This window comes from Mycolicibacterium grossiae, assembly GCF_008329645.1.
In the GTDB taxonomy this organism is placed as follows: Bacteria; Actinomycetota; Actinomycetes; order Mycobacteriales; family Mycobacteriaceae; genus Mycobacterium; species Mycobacterium grossiae.
Genome location: NZ_CP043474.1, coordinates 1,081,270 through 1,097,383, shown reverse-complemented (window position 1 = coordinate 1,097,383; position 16,114 = coordinate 1,081,270). Strand labels below are relative to the sequence as shown.

Here is a 16,114-nt window from a genome sequence, read left to right as displayed (position 1 = left end):
GGCGCGGGGCGCGCCTGAGACCGGCACGGCGCGGGGCGCGCCTGAGACCGGCACGGCGGGGCGCGCCTGAGACCGGCACGTAGCTGACCCGAGGAGCGAACCGTTGCAGCAGAGGGGCTTCGGCGACCTGGAGGCCGTCGTGATGGAGCGGGTGTGGGCTCGCCCGCATCCGGTGACGGTGCGTGAGGTCTTCGACGAGATGTCGACGCAGCGCGAGATTGCCTACACCACGGTGATGTCGACGATGGACAACCTCTTCCGCAAGGGGTGGCTGGCGCGGGACCGCGACGGCAAGGCCTACCGGTACCGGGCGACGATGACTCGCGAGCAGCGTTCGGCGAACCTGATGCGCGACGCGTTCCAGGCCGGTGGTGATGCGGACCTGGTGCTCAACTTCTTCCTCGACCAGATCTCGGACGAGGAGTCGGCGCGACTGCGGGCGGCGCTGCGCAAGGCGTCCCGCCGCCGGGCCCCGTCGTGACCGCCGTCGGCTGTCTGCTCGGCTACGCGGCGGTGCTGACGTTCGCGGCGCCGGCCGTGCTGACCCGGCTGACCCGGGGCGGTGCCAGTCCTCGGCTGGGGGTGGCGCTGTGGCTCAGCACGATCGGCCTGGCGGTGGCGGCGTGGCTGGCGGCCGGCGTCGGGATCGCGGCGGCGTTCGTCATGGGGCACGGGCCGGCGCCCGCGCGCTTCTGCCTGCACCTGCTGGTGGCGGTGCACCACCTCGGTCCGGTGGGTGATCTCGCGCTGGCCGGCGGTCTCGGCGCGGCGGCGGTCGCCTCGATGGTGGTGCTGCGCCGCACCGCGGGCACGGTGCGGCGGTTCTGGAGCCGCAGTGTCGAACACGCTGGTGCGGCACGGATTCTCGGCGCACCGACGACGCCGCACCCGGGCGTGGTGGTGCTACCGGCACCGCGCGCGGCCGCCTACTGCGTGGCCGGGCGGCCGGACGCCATCGTGGTGACGTCGGCGGCCGTCGACGTGCTGCCGGGACCGCAGCTGGCGGCCGTCGTCGCGCACGAGCGGGCACACCTGGCGGCTCGTCACCCGCAGCTGATGATGGTGCTGCGGGCGCTCGCTGCGGCCATGCCGCGTCTGCCGCTGTTCGGTGCGGCGGTACGGGCCGTCGCGCCACTGGTCGAGATGTGCGCCGATGACGAGGCGACGCGGCGCTGCGGTCGCGACGCGGTGCTGTCGAGCCTGGTGACCCTGGCGCGTCCCGCGCGACCCCCGGCGAGCGGTGCGATGGGCTCGGGTATGGGAGTTGCCGACGTGGCCGTGACCAGCCGGGCCTGGCGGCTCGCCGCCGGCGTCGACGCCGCGGAACGCCTGCGACAGCAGGTTGCGCTGCTGGCGGCGTTCACCGTGATCGTCTGTCTCCCCGGTGCGTTGACGTTCGTTTGCCACCCCTGAGCAGTTTCCGGCCGATAGGTTGGGGGTACGGGTCGGTGGCAGGAGGGAGACACGATGCAGTGGCTGAGGGTGGGTACGGCGTTGCTGGTGGCCTTGTCGACGACGGCGGCGATGACGGCGTGCGGGTCTCGGGACACCGACGCCGCGGGCGGTGCGCCGTCCAGCTCGTCGACCGCGCCGGCGCCGCCGATCGTGAGTGCGGACAAGCTGGACGTCGGGAAGATCCCGACCGCACCGCGCCCGCCGCTGGGCACCGCGGGACAGCCCGGTACCGGCGTGGTGGTCGACGCCCAACACATGGCGGACTACGTCGTCGGACCCTGGGACGTGGACGAGGCCATCGTCACGCCCTACCTCAGTGGCTCGTTCCTGCTCAACGGCGCGCAGGGGCTGGAACAACTCGGCCCCACGCAGATCGCGGCGGCGGCCGGAAAGCACGCGATGATCAACGGCTTCGCATCCGCCCGGCAGGAGACGGACAAGAAGGTGTTGGTCAACGCTGTCCTGCGGTTCGGTGATCCGGAGGCGGCGAAGGCTGCGGCGGCGGACATGAACGGCGCCGCGCAGGAACAGCCGATTCAGGGGAAGAAACCGACGCCCACCACGATCAGCGGGCACGACGACGCGCAGGCCTCCACCTACCCGTTCACCGCCCGCGGCAGCAACGCCACCATGGACACCATCCGGTCGTTCACGCCGCACGGACCCTACGTGCTGATGCAGCTGGTGCAGTCGGCCGACGGTCTGGAGGCCGCGGCCGACCTCGTCGGCAAGACCGTCGACGCGCAGGGCCCGGCGATCGACGAGTTCACCCCGACGGCACCGAACGAGCTGGCCAACGTGCCGCTGGATCCGACCGGCCTGCTGGCCCGGACCATCCCCGGGGGTACCGACACCGCGCTGACCAAGAACGCGGTCTACACCACGCGCGGCGCCCTGCACTTCCAGAGCAACCCGGTGGGCTCGAAGAAGCTGTTCGACGAGAACGGCGTCGACGCCGTCGCGATGGCGCAGACCAACGTCTATCAAGCCAAGGACGAGGCCGCCGCCGCCCACGTCGCCGACTCCTTCGGCGTGGAGGTGTCCACCGACGGCGTCAGCCCGGCCGACGCGGTGCCCAACCTGCCCGAGAGTCGCTGCCTGAAATTCCCGAGCGGCTTCTACTGCGTCGCCCCGGCGGGCCGCTACGCGATCGAGGTGCAGTCCCCGGATCTGACGCAGTCCCACCAGCTGGTCGCCGCGCAGTACGTGATGCTCACCGCGCCGCGGTGAGCGCTCAGGTGCCGCAGAACGTCCGGTAGTCGGTGAATTCCGGCGGCGCGGCCTCGGCGTAGCGCTCCAGTCCCGGACGCGCGCCGAACGGGGCGCGGACGACGTCGACCAGTCGGGTCAGCGGCTCCAGGTCGCCGCCGGTGGCCGCGGCGAGGGCCTCCTCCACCAGGTGGTTGCGCGGGATGTACACCGGGTTGATGCGCTGCAGCAGCCTGGCGTCCGGCCCAAGCGCGGTCCACCTGCCGAGCCACGCGTCGATGCCGCGGAGGTCGGCGAACAGGCCGCGGACCGGTTCGGCGTCCCCGGCCGCGGCCGCGGCCAGCCCGGCAAAGAACGTCGTGTAGTCGACCTGGTTGGCCGCGAGCAACTCCAGGGCCTCGTTGAGCACCGTCGTCGCCGCGGAGTCGTCTGCCAGACCCAGCTTGTCGCGCATGCCGCGCAGATAGGCAGCCTCGTAGCGGGGGCCGTAGTCACCGAGCGTCGCGGTGGCCAGCTCGATGGCCTTCTCCTGGTCGTCGTCGATCAGCGGCAGCAGGGTCTCGGCGAAGCGGGCCAGGTTCCATGCGCCGATCGCCGACTGGTTGCCGTAGGCGTACCGCCCGCCGCGATCGATGGAGCTGAACACCGTTGCGGGATCGAAGGTCTCCATGAACGCGCACGGCCCGTAGTCGATGGTCTCACCGGAGATCGTCATGTTGTCGGTGTTCATCACGCCGTGGACGAAGCCGACCAGCATCCACCGCGCGATGAGGTCGGCCTGTGCGGCCAGGACGGACTCGAACAGGGCGAGGTAGGGACGCTCGGCCTCCGCGGCGGCGGGATGATGCCGCGCGATGGCGTGGTCGGCGAGGCGGCGCAGCAGGTCCTCGTTGCGGGTGAGCGTGGCGTAGACGAAGCTGCCGACGCGCAGGTGGCTGGCTGCGACGCGGGTGAGCACTGCTCCGGGCAGCGACTCCTCGCGGTACACCCGGCGACCGGTGGCCGTCACCGCGAGCGACCGGGTGGTCGGGATGCCGAGCCCGTGCATGGCCTCGCTGATCACGTACTCCCGCAGCATCGGCCCGACGGCGGCCAGGCCGTCGCCCCCGCGCGCGAAGGGCGTTGCGCCCGAACCCTTCAGGTGCACGTCGACGCGTCGCCCGTCGGCGGTGCGCAACTCGCCGAGCAGCAGTGCGCGGCCATCGCCGAGGCGGGGGACCAGGCCGCCGAACTGGTGCCCGGAGTAGGCCTGTGCCACGGGGTGCGCGTCCTCCGGAACGGCGGCGCCGACCAGGAACGCGACGCCCGAGGGGCTCTGTAGCCACCCGGGGTCGAGGCCGAGGTCGGCGGCCAGCGGTTCGTTGAGGACCAGCAGGCGCGGATCGGGGGCGTCGGCGGCCTTCCACGCGACGGCCATCTCGGGCAGCTCGCGCGCGAACCAGTCGTCGAGGACGAGGGCGGTCGCGGAGGTACTCACCGTCTCGAGGGTACGCCCGGGGACGGGCGCCCGGCGTTTGGTCGGACGGCTCCCGGGTAGACGCAGGGCCATGGTCGACACGGGTCTCGCGGTGGTGACCGGTGCGTCCAGCGGCATCGGTCGGGAACTCGCGCACCTGCTGGCGGCCGACGGCTACGACCTGGTGATCGCCGCCGACGACGCCGCGCTCGATGACGCCGCCGCCGACCTGGCGCGGCACGGCACCGAGGTGCGCCCGGTGCGGGTGGACCTGCGCGAACCCGGCAGCGTCTGGGACGTGTACGACGCCGCCGGAGCGGGCGGACGTGCGGTGGACGTCGCGGCGCTCAACGCTGGCACCGGCCGGGCGGGTCGCTTCGTCGACGACCGGCTCGACGCGGACCTGCGCATCGTCGACGTCAACGTGCGCTCGACGGTCGCCCTGGCCAAGCTGCTGCTGCGCGACATGGCCCGTCGTGACGCCGGCCGCGTGCTGGTGACGTCGTCGCTGGTCGCGATGATGCCGGGGTCCTACCAGTCGATGTACAACGCGTCGAAGGCGTTCCTGCAGTCGTTCACCGAGGCGCTGCACGACGAGTTCCGCGGCACCGGCGTCACGGTCACCGCGCTACTGCCCGGCGCCACCGACACCGAGTTCTTCCGCCGGGTCGGCATGCTCGACACGCCGCTGGCGCGACTGCCGGTCAAGGACGACCCCGCCCACGTCGCGAAGCAGGGTTACGACGCGCTGCTGCGGGGTGACGCCAAGGTCGTGGCGTCATCGCCGATCAGCAAGGCCACCGGGGCGGTGGCGCGCGTGCTGCCCGACTCGGTGAAGGCGGTGGCCAACCGGCTGCTCGTCACGCCGTTCGGGTCCCGATGACGCACGACCGACCAGGGAGAGGAGATCCATCATGGCGCAACCCGAGGAACTGAACAGGGAACTCACCGTCAAGCGCGACACGACGGCCAGCCGGTCCCGGGTGTGGGAGGTCATGGCCGACGGCTGGACCTACTCGCAGTGGGTGGTCGGCAACAGCCGCATGCGCGCCGTCGACCCCGACTGGCCGAGCGTCGGCAGCACGCTGCACCACTCGGTCGGCGTGTGGCCGGTGCTGCTCGACGACAGCACGGTGGTCGATGCGTGCGTGCCGCAGGAGAAGCTGGTGCTCATCGCCAACGGCCGGCCCTTCGGCAAGGCGCGGATCACGTTGCGGCTGTTCGACAATCCCGATGGCGGGTGCCGGATCGAGATGTCCGAGGTGCCGATCACCCCGCCGCTGAGCTGGCTGCCGGACCGGGCGGCGCTGCTCGCGGCGTTCCCCCGCAATCGGGAGTGCACGTGGCGCCTGGCGGCGCTGGCCGAACGCCGACGCGAGACCGACGTCGACGATGCCTAGCGGCGAGACCGCCGACGCCGTGGTGATCGGCGCCGGACACAACGGGTTGGTGGCCGCGGCGCTGCTCGCGGACGCCGGCTGGGACGTGGTGGTCCTCGAGGCGCAGGACACCCCGGGCGGGGCGGTGAAGAGCGCCGAGGTGACGCCGGGCTACGTCACCGACCTCTACAGCGCGTTCTATCCGCTGTCGGTCGCGTCGCCGGCGCTGCTCGATCTCAACCTGACCGACCACGGGCTGCGGTGGTCGCACGCCCCGGCCGTGGTGGGTCACGCCCGCAGCGCCACCGACACCGACGCGCCGGTGATCTATCGCGACATCGATGCCACCGCAACGCTTCTCGAGGCGAACCACCCAGGCGACGGGCAGCGCTGGTGCGACCTGTTCGCGCAGTACCAGCGCATCAAGGAACCGCTGCTGCGGGCGCTGTTCGCGCCCTTCCCGCCGGTGCGCGGCGCGCTCGGCATGCTGCGCGAGCTGGGCACCGCCGAGGCGCTGCGGCTGGTGCACCTGCTGCTGCTGCCCGCCGGGGTGATGGCACAGCACCTGTTCGCCGGCGACGCCGCACGTCTGTTGCTGCTGGGCAACGCCATGCACGCCGACGTCCCCATCGACGCGCCCGCCAGCGGCGTGATGGGCTACCTGTTGATCATGCTGGCCCAGGACGGCGGGTTTCCCGTCCCGGTCGGCGGTGCCGGGGAGCTGGCGGCCGCGCTGGTGCGCCGCGCCGAAACGTCCGGTGCGCGCGTCGAATGCGGGCGTCCCGTCGAGTCCATCGAGGTCCGCAACGGCCGCGCCGTCGCCGTGCGGACCGCCGACGGCCGCACGGTCCGCTGCCGGCGCGCCGTCGTCGCGGACACGTCCGCGCCGCAGCTGTACCAGCGGCTGCTACCGGCCGAGACGTTGCCGCCGGCGTTCGCGGACGGCCTGGACCGCTTCGTCTGGGACACCCCGGTCCTGAAGATCGACTATGCGCTGCGCGAACCGATTCCGTGGCGCTCGCGCAGCCTGTCCGGGGCGGGCACCGTGCACCTGGGCGCCGACCACGACGGTCTGATCCGCTGGATGGCCGACCTCAACACGCGCACGCTGCCGGAGCATCCGTTCATGCTGTTCGGCCAGATGACCACCGCCGACCCGACCCGCTCACCGGCGGGCACCGAGAGTGCCTGGGCGTACACGCATTTGCCGCGTGGGCTCGCCGACGACGCCTCGGCGGACATCGTTGCCGAGCGCGTCGACGAGGTGATCGAGCAGCACGCGCCCGGGTTCGCCGAGCGGATCGTCGGCAAGCTCGTTCAGCGGCCCTCGGATCTGGAGGCCAACGACGCCAACCTGCACACCGGCGCGGTCAACGGCGGCACCTCGCAGTTGTTCCAGCAGTTGATCTTCCGGCCCGCGCCCGGCCTGGGCCGTGCTGAGACGCACATCGAGAACGTCTTCCTCGGCAGTGCCGGCGCCTCCCCGGGCGGCGGCGTGCACGGCGTCTGCGGGCGCAACGCCGCCCGTGCGGCGCTGGCGTCCGACGGCGCATTCGGTTGGCCCCGCCGCCGGCTCACCCGCGCGGCGCAACGCCTGCTGGTGGGCTGACACGCGCGGACGCGCCGCGAGGCGTGGACGACGAACGGCGCCCGCGAGCGGGTGCTCGCGGGCGCCGTCGGTCGAACGGATCAGAACTTCTCGAGATCGAACCGGTCGTTGTTCATGACCTTGACCCAGGCGGCGACGAAGTCCTCGACGAACTTGCCCCTGTTGTCGTCCTCGGCGTACACCTCGGCGACGGCGCGCAGCACCGAGTTCGACCCGAAGACCAGGTCGTTGACGGTGGCCGTCCACTTGAGCTGGCCGGTCGCCCGATCACTGCCCTCGTAGACGTGCTCGCCGGTCTCCGCCGACTTCCACTGCGTGCCCATGTCGAGCAGGTTGGTGAAGAAGTCGTTGCTCAGCACACCCGGCGTCTCGGTGAACACGCCGTGCTTGGTGCCGCCGTGGTTGACGCCGATGACGCGGAGGCCGCCGATGAGCGCCGTTAGCTCCGGAGCCGTGAGGTCCAGGAAGTAGGCCTTGTCGACGAGCAACTGCTCGAGCGGAGCCTTCTCGCCGGGCCGCGCGAAGTTGCGGAAGCCATCGGCCCGCGGCTCGAGCACCCGGAAGGACTCGACGTCGGTCTGCTCCTGCGACGCGTCGGTGCGACCCGGCGCGAAGTGCACGTCGATCTCGAAACCGCCGTCCTTGGCGGCCTTCTCGACCGCGGCGGAACCGGCCAGCACGATGAGGTCGGCGAGCGAGATCTTCTTGCCGCCGGACGCCGAGGCGTTGAACTCCTGCTGGATGCGCTCCAGCACCGGCAGCACCTTGTTCAGCTCGCTGGGCTCGTTGACCTCCCAGTTTCGCTGCGGCTCCAGGCGGATGCGGGCACCGTTGGCGCCGCCCCGCTTGTCGGTGCCACGGAAGCTGGACGCCGAGGCCCAGGCCGTCTTCACCAGCTGCGGCACCGACAGGCCGGCATCGAGCACGCGCGCCTTGAGCGACGCGATGTCGGCCTCGTCCACCAGCGCGTGGTCGACCGCGGGCACCGGATCCTGCCAGACCTGCGGCTCGGCCACCCACGGGCCGAGGTAGCGGCTGATCGGACCCATGTCACGGTGCAGCAGCTTGTACCAGGCGCGGGCGAACGCGTCGTTCAGCTCCTCGGGGTGGTCCAGCCACCGCCGCGTGATCTTGCCGTAGATCGGGTCGACGCGCATCGACACGTCGGTGACCAGCATGGTGGGCTTGCGCGGCGGGCCGCCGAACGGATCCGGGATGATCGCCTTGGCGTCCTTCGCCTCGAACTGCCAGGCGCCACCGGGGCTCTTGGTCAGCTCCCACTCGTTGCCGTACAGCAGCTCCAGGTAGCGGTTGCTCCACTGCGTCGGCTTGTCGGTCCACACGACCTCGAGCCCACTGGTGATGGTGTCGCCGGCGTTGCCCGAGCCGAACGGGCACTTCCAGCCCAGGCCCTGCTGCTCGATCGGCGCGCCCTCGGGCTCCGGGCCGACGTTGGCGTCGCTGGCGCCGTGGGTCTTGCCCAGGGTGTGACCGCCGACGATCAGCGCCGCGGTCTCCTCGTCGTTCATCGCCATGCGGCCGAACGTCTCGCGGATGTCGTGCGCGGCGGCCAGCGGATCGGGCTTGCCCTCGGGCCCTTCGGGATTGACGTAGATCAGGCCCATGGTGGTGGCGCCGAACGGCTCGGCGAGCTGACGGTCGTCGCTGTCGTTGGTGCCGCCGTAGCGCTTGTCGGTACCCAGCCAGGTGTCCTCCTGGCCGTACAGCACCTCCTCGGGCTCCCAGATGTCCTCGCGGCCGAAGCCGAAGCCGAAGGTCTCGAAGCCCGCGGACTCCAGGGCCACGTTGCCGGCGAAGACCAGCAGGTCGGCCCAGGACAGCTTGCTCCCGTACTTCTTCTTGACCGGCCACAGCAGGCGGCGCGCCTTGTCCAGGTTGGCGTTGTCCGGCCAGCTGTTGAGCGGGGCGAAGCGCTGCGCACCCTGACCGCCGCCACCGCGGCCGTCGTAGATGCGGTAGGTGCCGGCGGCGTGCCAGCTCATCCGGATGAACAGGCCGGCGTAGCTGCCGTAGTCGGCCGGCCACCAGTCCTGCGAGGTGGTGATGACCTCGAGGACGTCGGCCTTCAGGGCGTCGACGTCGAGCCGGGCGAAGGCCGCCGCGTAGTCGAAGTCCTCACCCAGCGGGTTGCCCTTGGCGGGCTGGCGGTGCAGCACCGAGACGTCGACCTGCTCCGGCCACCAGTCCTGATTGGTCAGGGGCGCATGGCCCTTCGGGTGCGGCGACTCGATGGCCGGGTTCTCGCTCTCGCTGCGGCTGTGGGTTTCGCTGTCGGAGTGCGGCGGACGGGCATCGGAGGTATCGGATGACACGTACTTCCCTTTCATCGGTGGCGATCACGGGCTGTGATCTGGACTTTCAGGTGATGCAGTCGGGGCAGACGCCCCAGTAGATGACCTCGGCCTCGTCGATGACGAAGCCCCGATCATCCGAAGCGGTGAGGCAGGGCGCGTCGCCGACCGCGCAGTCCACGTCGGCGATCACCCCGCAGGACCGGCACACCACGTGGTGGTGGTTGTCGCCGACGCGGGTCTCGTAGCGGGCCAGGGAGCCGTTGGGCTGGATGCGCCGGATGAGCCCGGCCGCCGTCAGCGCGTTGAGCGCGTCGTACACCGTCTGGTGCGACACGTCGGCCTCGAGTTCGCGGGTGGCGCGGATGACGGCCTCGGTCTCGGCGTGCGGATGGTCGTGCACGGCGTGCAGGACGGCGACCCGGGGGCGGGTGATGCGCAGGTGGGCATCCCGCAGCATCGTCCGGAAATCGGGGCTCTCTGACATCACGTCAGAGTCTGGCCCCTTTCCTGGAACATTTCAAGAAAACTCCGAAAAAACGCCCACTGAACTTTCACCGCGACGAGAACCGGCGGCGCCGGCAGTCGGAAGTACGGGGCGCTCACCCTGCCGAGCGTCGCCGGATCGACGAGGATCACCGGTGGAGGTCGGCCATGCACACACCCGCGACGACAGCTGGGCGCGCCACGGCGCTCGGGCGGCGCGGCTGCGCGCTGCTGGCCGCGACGTCGGCGGCCCTGCACGCCGCGGCGCTGGGACACGCGGCGAACGCCGCGGCGCTCGTCCTGATGCTGGCGATGATCGCCGGCTGCCTGTTCTGCGCCCGGGACCTGTGGCGCGACGGCGCCACCCGGGCATGGGTCCTGGTGGCCGTCACCAGCGTCGCGATGATCGCGCTGCACATGCCCTCGGCCGGTCATCACCACGGCAGCGCCGCCGCCGGCGCCGGCCCGCCCGCACCGCCGGTGATGACGGTGGCGATGGGCATCGCCGCGGTGGAGGTCGTGATCGCCGCGGCGGTGCTCTACCGGCGCAGCCGGGTCACGGCGCGCGGCTTCCGCACCGCCTGACCCGTCACGGGCCGGTCGGGACGACGCCGGTGGGGACGACGCTGGTGGGGGCGACGCTGGTGGGGACGACGCTGAACGCGTCGACGTTCGGCTCGACCGGGAAGCGTCGCCCGCTGTCGTCGATCACCAGCGTGCCGGCGTCCGGCGGCGGCGTGCCGCTGCCGGGGACGAGTACCGCGCGCTGGCCGGGGACGAGTTCGGATTCCTGCAGGGCGACGGTGCGCGGCTCGGCGGCCACCAGCCCGCCGTCACCGAGCTGCCACACCAGCGGCGAGGACGGGCCGGGCGGATCGCAGTGCCAACTCGTCAGGCTCAAGGACATGGGCTGACCGTCCTGCCACCACATCCGCTGCACGCGCGAGGCGGTGTCCGCTCCCGACGCGGCGACCTCGTAGGTCTGCTGGGTGCCGTCCGCGTCGGATACCACGATCGCCGCGGTGCCGCAGGCATCGCCGGTGCTCCGGTACAGCGCGAAGGCCAGCCGGCTGCCGTCCGGGCTGAGGACCGCGGTGTCGACGGGCGTGTTGGCGTCGGTCGCGCCCAGCGACGTCGGGGGCCCGGAGCCGCGTACGGCGTAGAGGGTGTCGGGCCCGCCCCGAGGCGACGGGTCGGCCGCCTCGGTGCGCGCCAGGATGACCGTCCCGGCCCGCGCCGTCAGCAGCGTCGTCGCCCCGGCGTCGGGCACCGCGGGCAGAGCCACCTGCTGGGTGACGACGGGCCGCCCGGCGGGATCGGCCAGGTCGAGGACCACCAGCCGGTCGGGTGCCTCGAACCACGTGATGCGGCTGTCGCCCGCGGTGCCGATGCGGCCGGCCTCCGGCAGGGGGACCACCCGCGACGTCCGCGCGGCGACGTCGAGGATCGCGAGGTTGCCGTCCGCGCCGCGGGCGAAGGCGAAGCGCCCGTCCTCGGTGACCAGCGGTTCGTGCGACGGGGCGAACGTGCCCTTGGCCGTGGCCACCACCGTCGTGCCGTCCACCACACCGATCTCGGTCGCGGCGCGGTAGGCGACCTGGGGGCCGGTCGGCGCGGGCGGAGCGGCGGACGTCGGGCTCGGCGCGAAGTTCGTCGGCAGCGTCGGGACGGGCCCCTGCGGGGCGCCGTGGCAGGCCGCGAGCACGGCCACCAGCATCGCGAGCAGTCCGATCAGCGCGAGCGTCCTGGGTCGTCGGTGTCGTTCGTGCATCACACCCATGTAAGCCGAAATGGCGGCCGTCGACCACGTCGTGGGATCGTCTACGGCCATGACCCTCCCCACACCCGAACCCGTCGGACGGCTCGGCGCCACGTCGATCGACTGTCCCGATCCGGCGGCGCTCGCGGACTTCTACGCTGCGCTGCTCGGCATGCGGCGCCTGGTCAGCGCCCCGGACGGCAGCGTCGTCGCGATCACCGACGGCGCGCAGCGGCTGGCCTTCATGCGGGTGCCCGACTACGTCGCGCCGACGTGGCCGGAGCCGGGACAGTCCCAGCAGATGCACCTCGACGTGTCGGTGACCGACCTCGACGCCGCGGTGCCCCGGGCAGTGGCCCTCGGTGCGCGGGAGGCGACCCACCAGCAGGACCCGTCGCGGTGGCGCGTCCTGATCGACCCGGCCGGGCACCCCTTCTGCCTCACGACGGTGGGTGCGTGACCGACGCCTAAGCTGGTCTCCAGTGTCCGAACCGTCCGACGTGCGCGCGCTGCGCCGCCGCCTCGACGGGCTGACGATCCGTGACGCCGCCCGCCTCGGGCGCCGCCTGAGGAACCTGCGCGACGCCACGCCCGAGCAGGTCGCGCGCGTCACCGAGCAGATCGCCGCCGCCGAGGGGCTGATCGCCACCCGCGCCGGCGCGGTGCCGGCCATCGCCTACCCGGACCTGCCGGTCAGCGAGCGGCGCGACGACATCGCCGCGGCGGTCCGCGACCACCAGGTCGTCGTGGTCGCGGGCGAGACCGGCTCGGGCAAGACCACCCAGCTGCCCAAGATCTGCCTCGACCTCGGCCGGGGAGTGCGCGGCACGATCGGCCACACCCAGCCGCGGCGGCTCGCCGCACGGACCGTCGCCCAGCGCGTCGCCGACGAACTCGGCACCCCGCTCGGCGACGTCGTCGGCTACACCGTCCGCTTCACCGACCAGGCGAGCGACCGCACGCTGGTCAAGCTGATGACCGACGGCATCCTGCTCGCCGAGGTTCAGCGCGACCGGCGGCTGCTCGCCTACGACACGCTGATCCTCGACGAGGCGCACGAACGCAGCCTCAACATCGACTTCCTCCTCGGCTATCTGCGCGAGCTGCTGCCCCGCCGGCCCGACCTGAAGGTGATCGTCACCTCCGCGACGATCGAGCCGGAGCGCTTCGCCGCGCACTTCGCCGGCCCGGACGGACCGGCGCCCATCGTCGAGGTGTCCGGCCGCACCTACCCCGTCGAGATCCGGTACCGCCCGCTCGAGGTGGTGGTCACGTCCGACGACGCCGGCGAGGACCCCGACGATCCGGACGACGAGATCGTCCGCACCGAACTGCGCGACCCGACCGAAGCGATCGTCGACGCCGTGCGCGAACTCGAGGCCGAACCGCCCGGCGACGTCCTGGTGTTCCTGTCCGGCGAGCGCGAGATCCGCGACACCGCCGAGGCGCTGCGGGAGGCGCTGCGCCACGACCGACTGCCCACCGAGGTGCTGCCGCTGTACGCGCGGCTGCCGACCGCCGAGCAGCAGAAGGTCTTCGCGCCACACGCCAACCGGCGGATCGTGTTGTCCACCAACGTCGCCGAGACGTCGCTGACGGTGCCCGGCATCCGCTACGTCGTCGACCCGGGCACGGCCCGCATCTCGCGGTACAGCCGGCGGACCAAGGTGCAGCGGCTGCCCATCGAACCGATCTCCCGGGCCTCGGCCGCGCAGCGGGCCGGCCGCTCCGGCCGCACCGCACCGGGCGTGTGCATCCGGCTGTACTCGCAAGCGGACTTCGACGCGCGGCCGCGCTACACCGACCCGGAGATCCTGCGCACCAACCTCGCCGCGGTGATCCTGCAGATGGCCGCGCTCGGCCTCGGCGACGTCGAGGCGTTCGGCTTCCTCGACCCGCCGGACGCGCGCAGCATCCGCGACGGCGTCACGCTGCTGCAGGAACTCGGAGCCTTCGACCGCCACGGCGCGATCACCGACGTGGGCCGCCGTCTGGCCCGGCTGCCACTGGATCCGCGCATCGGCCGGATGATCCTGCAGGCCGACACCGAGAACTGCGTGCGGGAGGTCCTCGTGCTCGCCGCCGCGCTGTCCATCCCCGACCCGCGGGAGCGGCCCGCCGACCGCGAGGACGCCGCACGGCAGAAGCACGCGAGGTTCAACGATGAGCACTCCGACTTCGTCTCCTACCTCAACCTGTGGCAGTACCTGTCCGAGCAGCGCCGGGAACGCTCGGGCACCGGCTTCCGCCGGATGTGCCGCGAGGAGTTCCTGCACTACCTGCGCATCCGCGAGTGGCAGGACCTCACCGGCCAATTGCGCAGCATCGCGCGCGATCTCGGGATCCGCGAATCCGACGAACCAGCCGACCCGAGCAGGGTGCACGCCGCGCTCACCGCCGGGCTGCTGTCGCACGTGGGCCTGCGCGAGGGCGACGGCCAGTCCCGCCAGCGCGGGTCGCGGCTGCCCGAGTACGCCGGCGCGCGCAACACGCGCTTCGTCCTGGCTCCGGGTTCGGTGCTGACGAAGCGGCCGCCGCAGTGGATCGTGGTCGCCGACCTGGTGGAGACCAGCCGGCTGTTCGGCCGCATCGCCACCCGCATCGACCCCGACACCGTCGAGCGCGTCGCCGCAGACCTGGTGGTGCGCAGCCACAGTGAGCCGCACTGGGATGCCCGCCGCGGCGCGGTGATGGCCTATGAGCGGGTGACGCTGTACGGCCTGCCGCTGGTGCCGCGCCGCCGCGTGAGCTACGCGTCGATCGACCCGGTGGTGTCGCGCGAGCTGTTCATCCGGCACGCCCTGGTCGAGGGTGACTGGCAGACCCGGCACCACTTCTTCCGCGACAACGCCGCGCTGCTGGCCGAACTCGCCGAACTGGAGGAGCGGGCCCGTCGCCGCGACCTCGTCGTCACCGACGACCAGGTGTACGCCCTGTACGACGCGCGCATCCCGGCGAACGTGGTGTCGGCGCGGCACTTCGACGCGTGGTGGAAGAAGCAGCGCCACCGCACCCCGGACCTGCTGACCTTCACGCGCGACGAGCTGCTGCGCGCCGAGGACGCCGACGACCGTCCCGACACCTGGCGCACCGGCGACCTCGCGCTGCCCATGACCTACCGCTTCTCGCCCGGCGCCGAGGATGACGGGATCACCGTGCACGTGCCGGTCGACGTGCTCGCACGCCTCGGCGGCACCGGCTTCGCCTGGCACGTTCCGGCATTGCGCGAGGAGCTGGTGACGGCGCTGCTCAAGTCGCTGCCCAAGGAGCTGCGCCGCAACTTCGTCCCGGTCCCCGACACCGCCCGCGCCGTGCTGGGGCACCTCGACCCCGACGCCGAGCCGCTGCTGGAGGGGTTGGTGCGCGAACTCCGCAGGCGCACCGGCGTTCTGGTGCCGGTCGAGGCGTTCGACGTCGACAAGCTCCCCGCGCACCTGCGGGTGACGTTCGCCGTGGAACGGGCCGACGGCACCGAGGTGGCGCGCGGCAAGGACCTCGGCCGGCTCAAGGAGCGGCTGGCCACGCCGATGCAGCAGGCGGTCGCCGACGCGGTGGCCGGAGATCTGGGACGCACCGGTCTGCGCGGGTGGCCGGCCGATCTCGCCGAGGTGCCCCGCACCGTGTCGACGACGACCGGCGGACGTACGGTCCGCGGCCATCCGGCGTTCGTCGATGCCGGCGCCACGGTGGACCTGACGGTGTTCGCCACGGTCGCCGAACAGCAGGCCCGGGCGCGCGCCGGGGTGCGCCGGCTGCTGCGGCTGGCGTCGCCCGCGCCGGCCAAGAACGTCGAACGGGCCCTCGACACCCGGACGCGGTTGACGCTCGCGGCCAACCCGGACGGCTCGCTCGCCGCGCTGATCGAGGACTGCGCCGACGCCGCCGTCGACACGATGCTGCCGGCGCCGGTGTGGACCCGCGCAGAGTTCGAGACGCTGCGCGCCCGCATCGGGGCGCGGCTGGTGCCGACCACCCTGGATCTACTGGCGCGGACGGCGAAGGTGCTCGCCGCCGAGCAGGAGGCCCGCCTGGCGCTGCCCGATCGGCCGGCCCCGCGGCTGGCCGGCGCGGTCGCCGACGTCGAGGCGCAGCTGGCGCGGCTGCTGCCGCGCGGCTTCGTCACTGCGGCCGGCGCGGCCCGGCTCGCCGATCTCACCCGCTACCTCACGGCGATCGCCCGCCGCCTCGAGCGACTGCCACACGCCGTCGAGGCCGATGCCGAGCGGATGGCACGGGTCGCCGCGGTCCGGGACGCCTACGACGACCTCCTCGCGACGCTCGGCCCGGCGCGTGCCGCCGCCGCGGACGTCCGCGAGATCGGCTGGCAGATCGAGGAGTTCCGGGTCAGCCTGTGGGCACAGCAACTCGGGACGCCGCGGCCGGTCAGCGAACAGCGCATCCTGCGCGCCATCGACGCGATCGACACCCGGTGATGCGGATCGCGATCAT

General features: G+C 72.5%; 13 protein-coding genes. 9 read left to right on the top strand and 4 right to left on the bottom strand.

Annotated features, from left to right (window positions below; all coding sequences use genetic code 11):
- The first annotated feature begins 103 nt into the window (after nucleotides 1–103).
- From FZ046_RS05375 to FZ046_RS05365, 3 genes are read left to right on the top strand one after another with little or no spacing between them, the layout of a single operon-like run.
- Nucleotides 104–481, top strand: a complete 378-nt coding sequence (locus FZ046_RS05375) for a BlaI/MecI/CopY family transcriptional regulator (protein ID WP_070354459.1) — start codon at nucleotides 104–106, stop codon at nucleotides 479–481.
- Entirely contained in the window at nucleotides 478–1,413 is a 936-nt protein-coding gene (locus FZ046_RS05370) for a M56 family metallopeptidase (protein WP_070354460.1), read from the top strand. Before FZ046_RS05375 ends, FZ046_RS05370 begins: the two co-directional genes overlap by 4 nt.
- Before the next feature lie 54 nt (nucleotides 1,414–1,467).
- On the top strand, nucleotides 1,468–2,685 hold the full coding sequence (locus FZ046_RS05365; RefSeq protein ID WP_125939767.1) for a DUF7373 family lipoprotein: 1,218 nt from the start codon (nucleotides 1,468–1,470) through the stop codon (nucleotides 2,683–2,685).
- Nucleotides 2,686–2,689: 4 nt separating this feature from the next.
- Here FZ046_RS05365 and FZ046_RS05360 read toward each other — a convergent pair whose 3' ends face one another.
- Complete coding sequence (locus FZ046_RS05360) at nucleotides 2,690–4,081, bottom strand: protein adenylyltransferase SelO (protein WP_246183012.1); 1,392 nt, start codon at nucleotides 4,079–4,081, stop codon at nucleotides 2,690–2,692.
- A gap of 130 nt (nucleotides 4,082–4,211) precedes the next feature.
- Between FZ046_RS05360 and FZ046_RS05355 the strand changes: the two genes are divergently transcribed.
- The 3 genes from FZ046_RS05355 to FZ046_RS05345 are packed head-to-tail and all read left to right on the top strand — an operon-like array spanning nucleotide 4,212 to nucleotide 7,108.
- Complete coding sequence (locus FZ046_RS05355) at nucleotides 4,212–5,003, top strand: SDR family NAD(P)-dependent oxidoreductase (RefSeq protein ID WP_070354462.1); 792 nt, start codon at nucleotides 4,212–4,214, stop codon at nucleotides 5,001–5,003.
- A 31-nt stretch (nucleotides 5,004–5,034) separates the two neighbouring features.
- Nucleotides 5,035–5,520: an SRPBCC family protein gene (locus tag FZ046_RS05350; RefSeq protein WP_070354463.1), complete on the top strand. Its 486-nt coding sequence runs from the start codon at nucleotides 5,035–5,037 to the stop codon at nucleotides 5,518–5,520.
- Nucleotides 5,513–7,108, top strand: a complete 1,596-nt coding sequence (locus FZ046_RS05345) for a phytoene desaturase family protein (RefSeq protein ID WP_070354464.1) — start codon at nucleotides 5,513–5,515, stop codon at nucleotides 7,106–7,108. The genes FZ046_RS05350 and FZ046_RS05345 overlap by 8 nt, the downstream gene beginning before the upstream one ends.
- Nucleotides 7,109–7,188: 80 nt before the next feature.
- Here the strand turns inward: FZ046_RS05345 and katG are convergent, their stop codons facing one another.
- A complete protein-coding gene (katG, locus tag FZ046_RS05340; RefSeq protein ID WP_070354465.1) occupies nucleotides 7,189–9,441 on the bottom strand; it encodes a catalase/peroxidase HPI in 2,253 nt (750 codons plus the stop codon).
- Nucleotides 9,442–9,487: 46 nt separating this feature from the next.
- Nucleotides 9,488–9,907 (bottom strand): Fur family transcriptional regulator, encoded by a 420-nt coding sequence (locus FZ046_RS05335; RefSeq protein WP_070354466.1) that lies wholly within the window; start codon nucleotides 9,905–9,907, stop codon nucleotides 9,488–9,490.
- 167 nt (nucleotides 9,908–10,074) lie between these two features.
- Between FZ046_RS05335 and FZ046_RS05330 the strand changes: the two genes are divergently transcribed.
- Nucleotides 10,075–10,491, top strand: a complete 417-nt coding sequence (locus FZ046_RS05330) for a hypothetical protein (RefSeq protein ID WP_070354467.1) — start codon at nucleotides 10,075–10,077, stop codon at nucleotides 10,489–10,491.
- A gap of 4 nt (nucleotides 10,492–10,495) precedes the next feature.
- On the opposite strand, the gene FZ046_RS05325 is transcribed toward FZ046_RS05330, so the two are convergent.
- Nucleotides 10,496–11,677: a TolB-like translocation protein gene (locus FZ046_RS05325; RefSeq protein WP_125939769.1), complete on the bottom strand. Its 1,182-nt coding sequence runs from the start codon at nucleotides 11,675–11,677 to the stop codon at nucleotides 10,496–10,498.
- Nucleotides 11,678–11,735: 58 nt separating this feature from the next.
- On the opposite strand from FZ046_RS05325, the gene FZ046_RS05320 reads away from it, so the two are divergent.
- Together FZ046_RS05320 and hrpA are read left to right on the top strand one after the other, a co-directional pair.
- Nucleotides 11,736–12,125 (top strand): VOC family protein, encoded by a 390-nt coding sequence (locus tag FZ046_RS05320; protein WP_070354478.1) that lies wholly within the window; start codon nucleotides 11,736–11,738, stop codon nucleotides 12,123–12,125.
- A gap of 22 nt (nucleotides 12,126–12,147) precedes the next feature.
- Nucleotides 12,148–16,098 (top strand): ATP-dependent RNA helicase HrpA, encoded by a 3,951-nt coding sequence (gene hrpA / locus FZ046_RS05315; RefSeq protein ID WP_070354469.1) that lies wholly within the window; start codon nucleotides 12,148–12,150, stop codon nucleotides 16,096–16,098.
- Nucleotides 16,099–16,114: the final 16 nt, after the last annotated feature.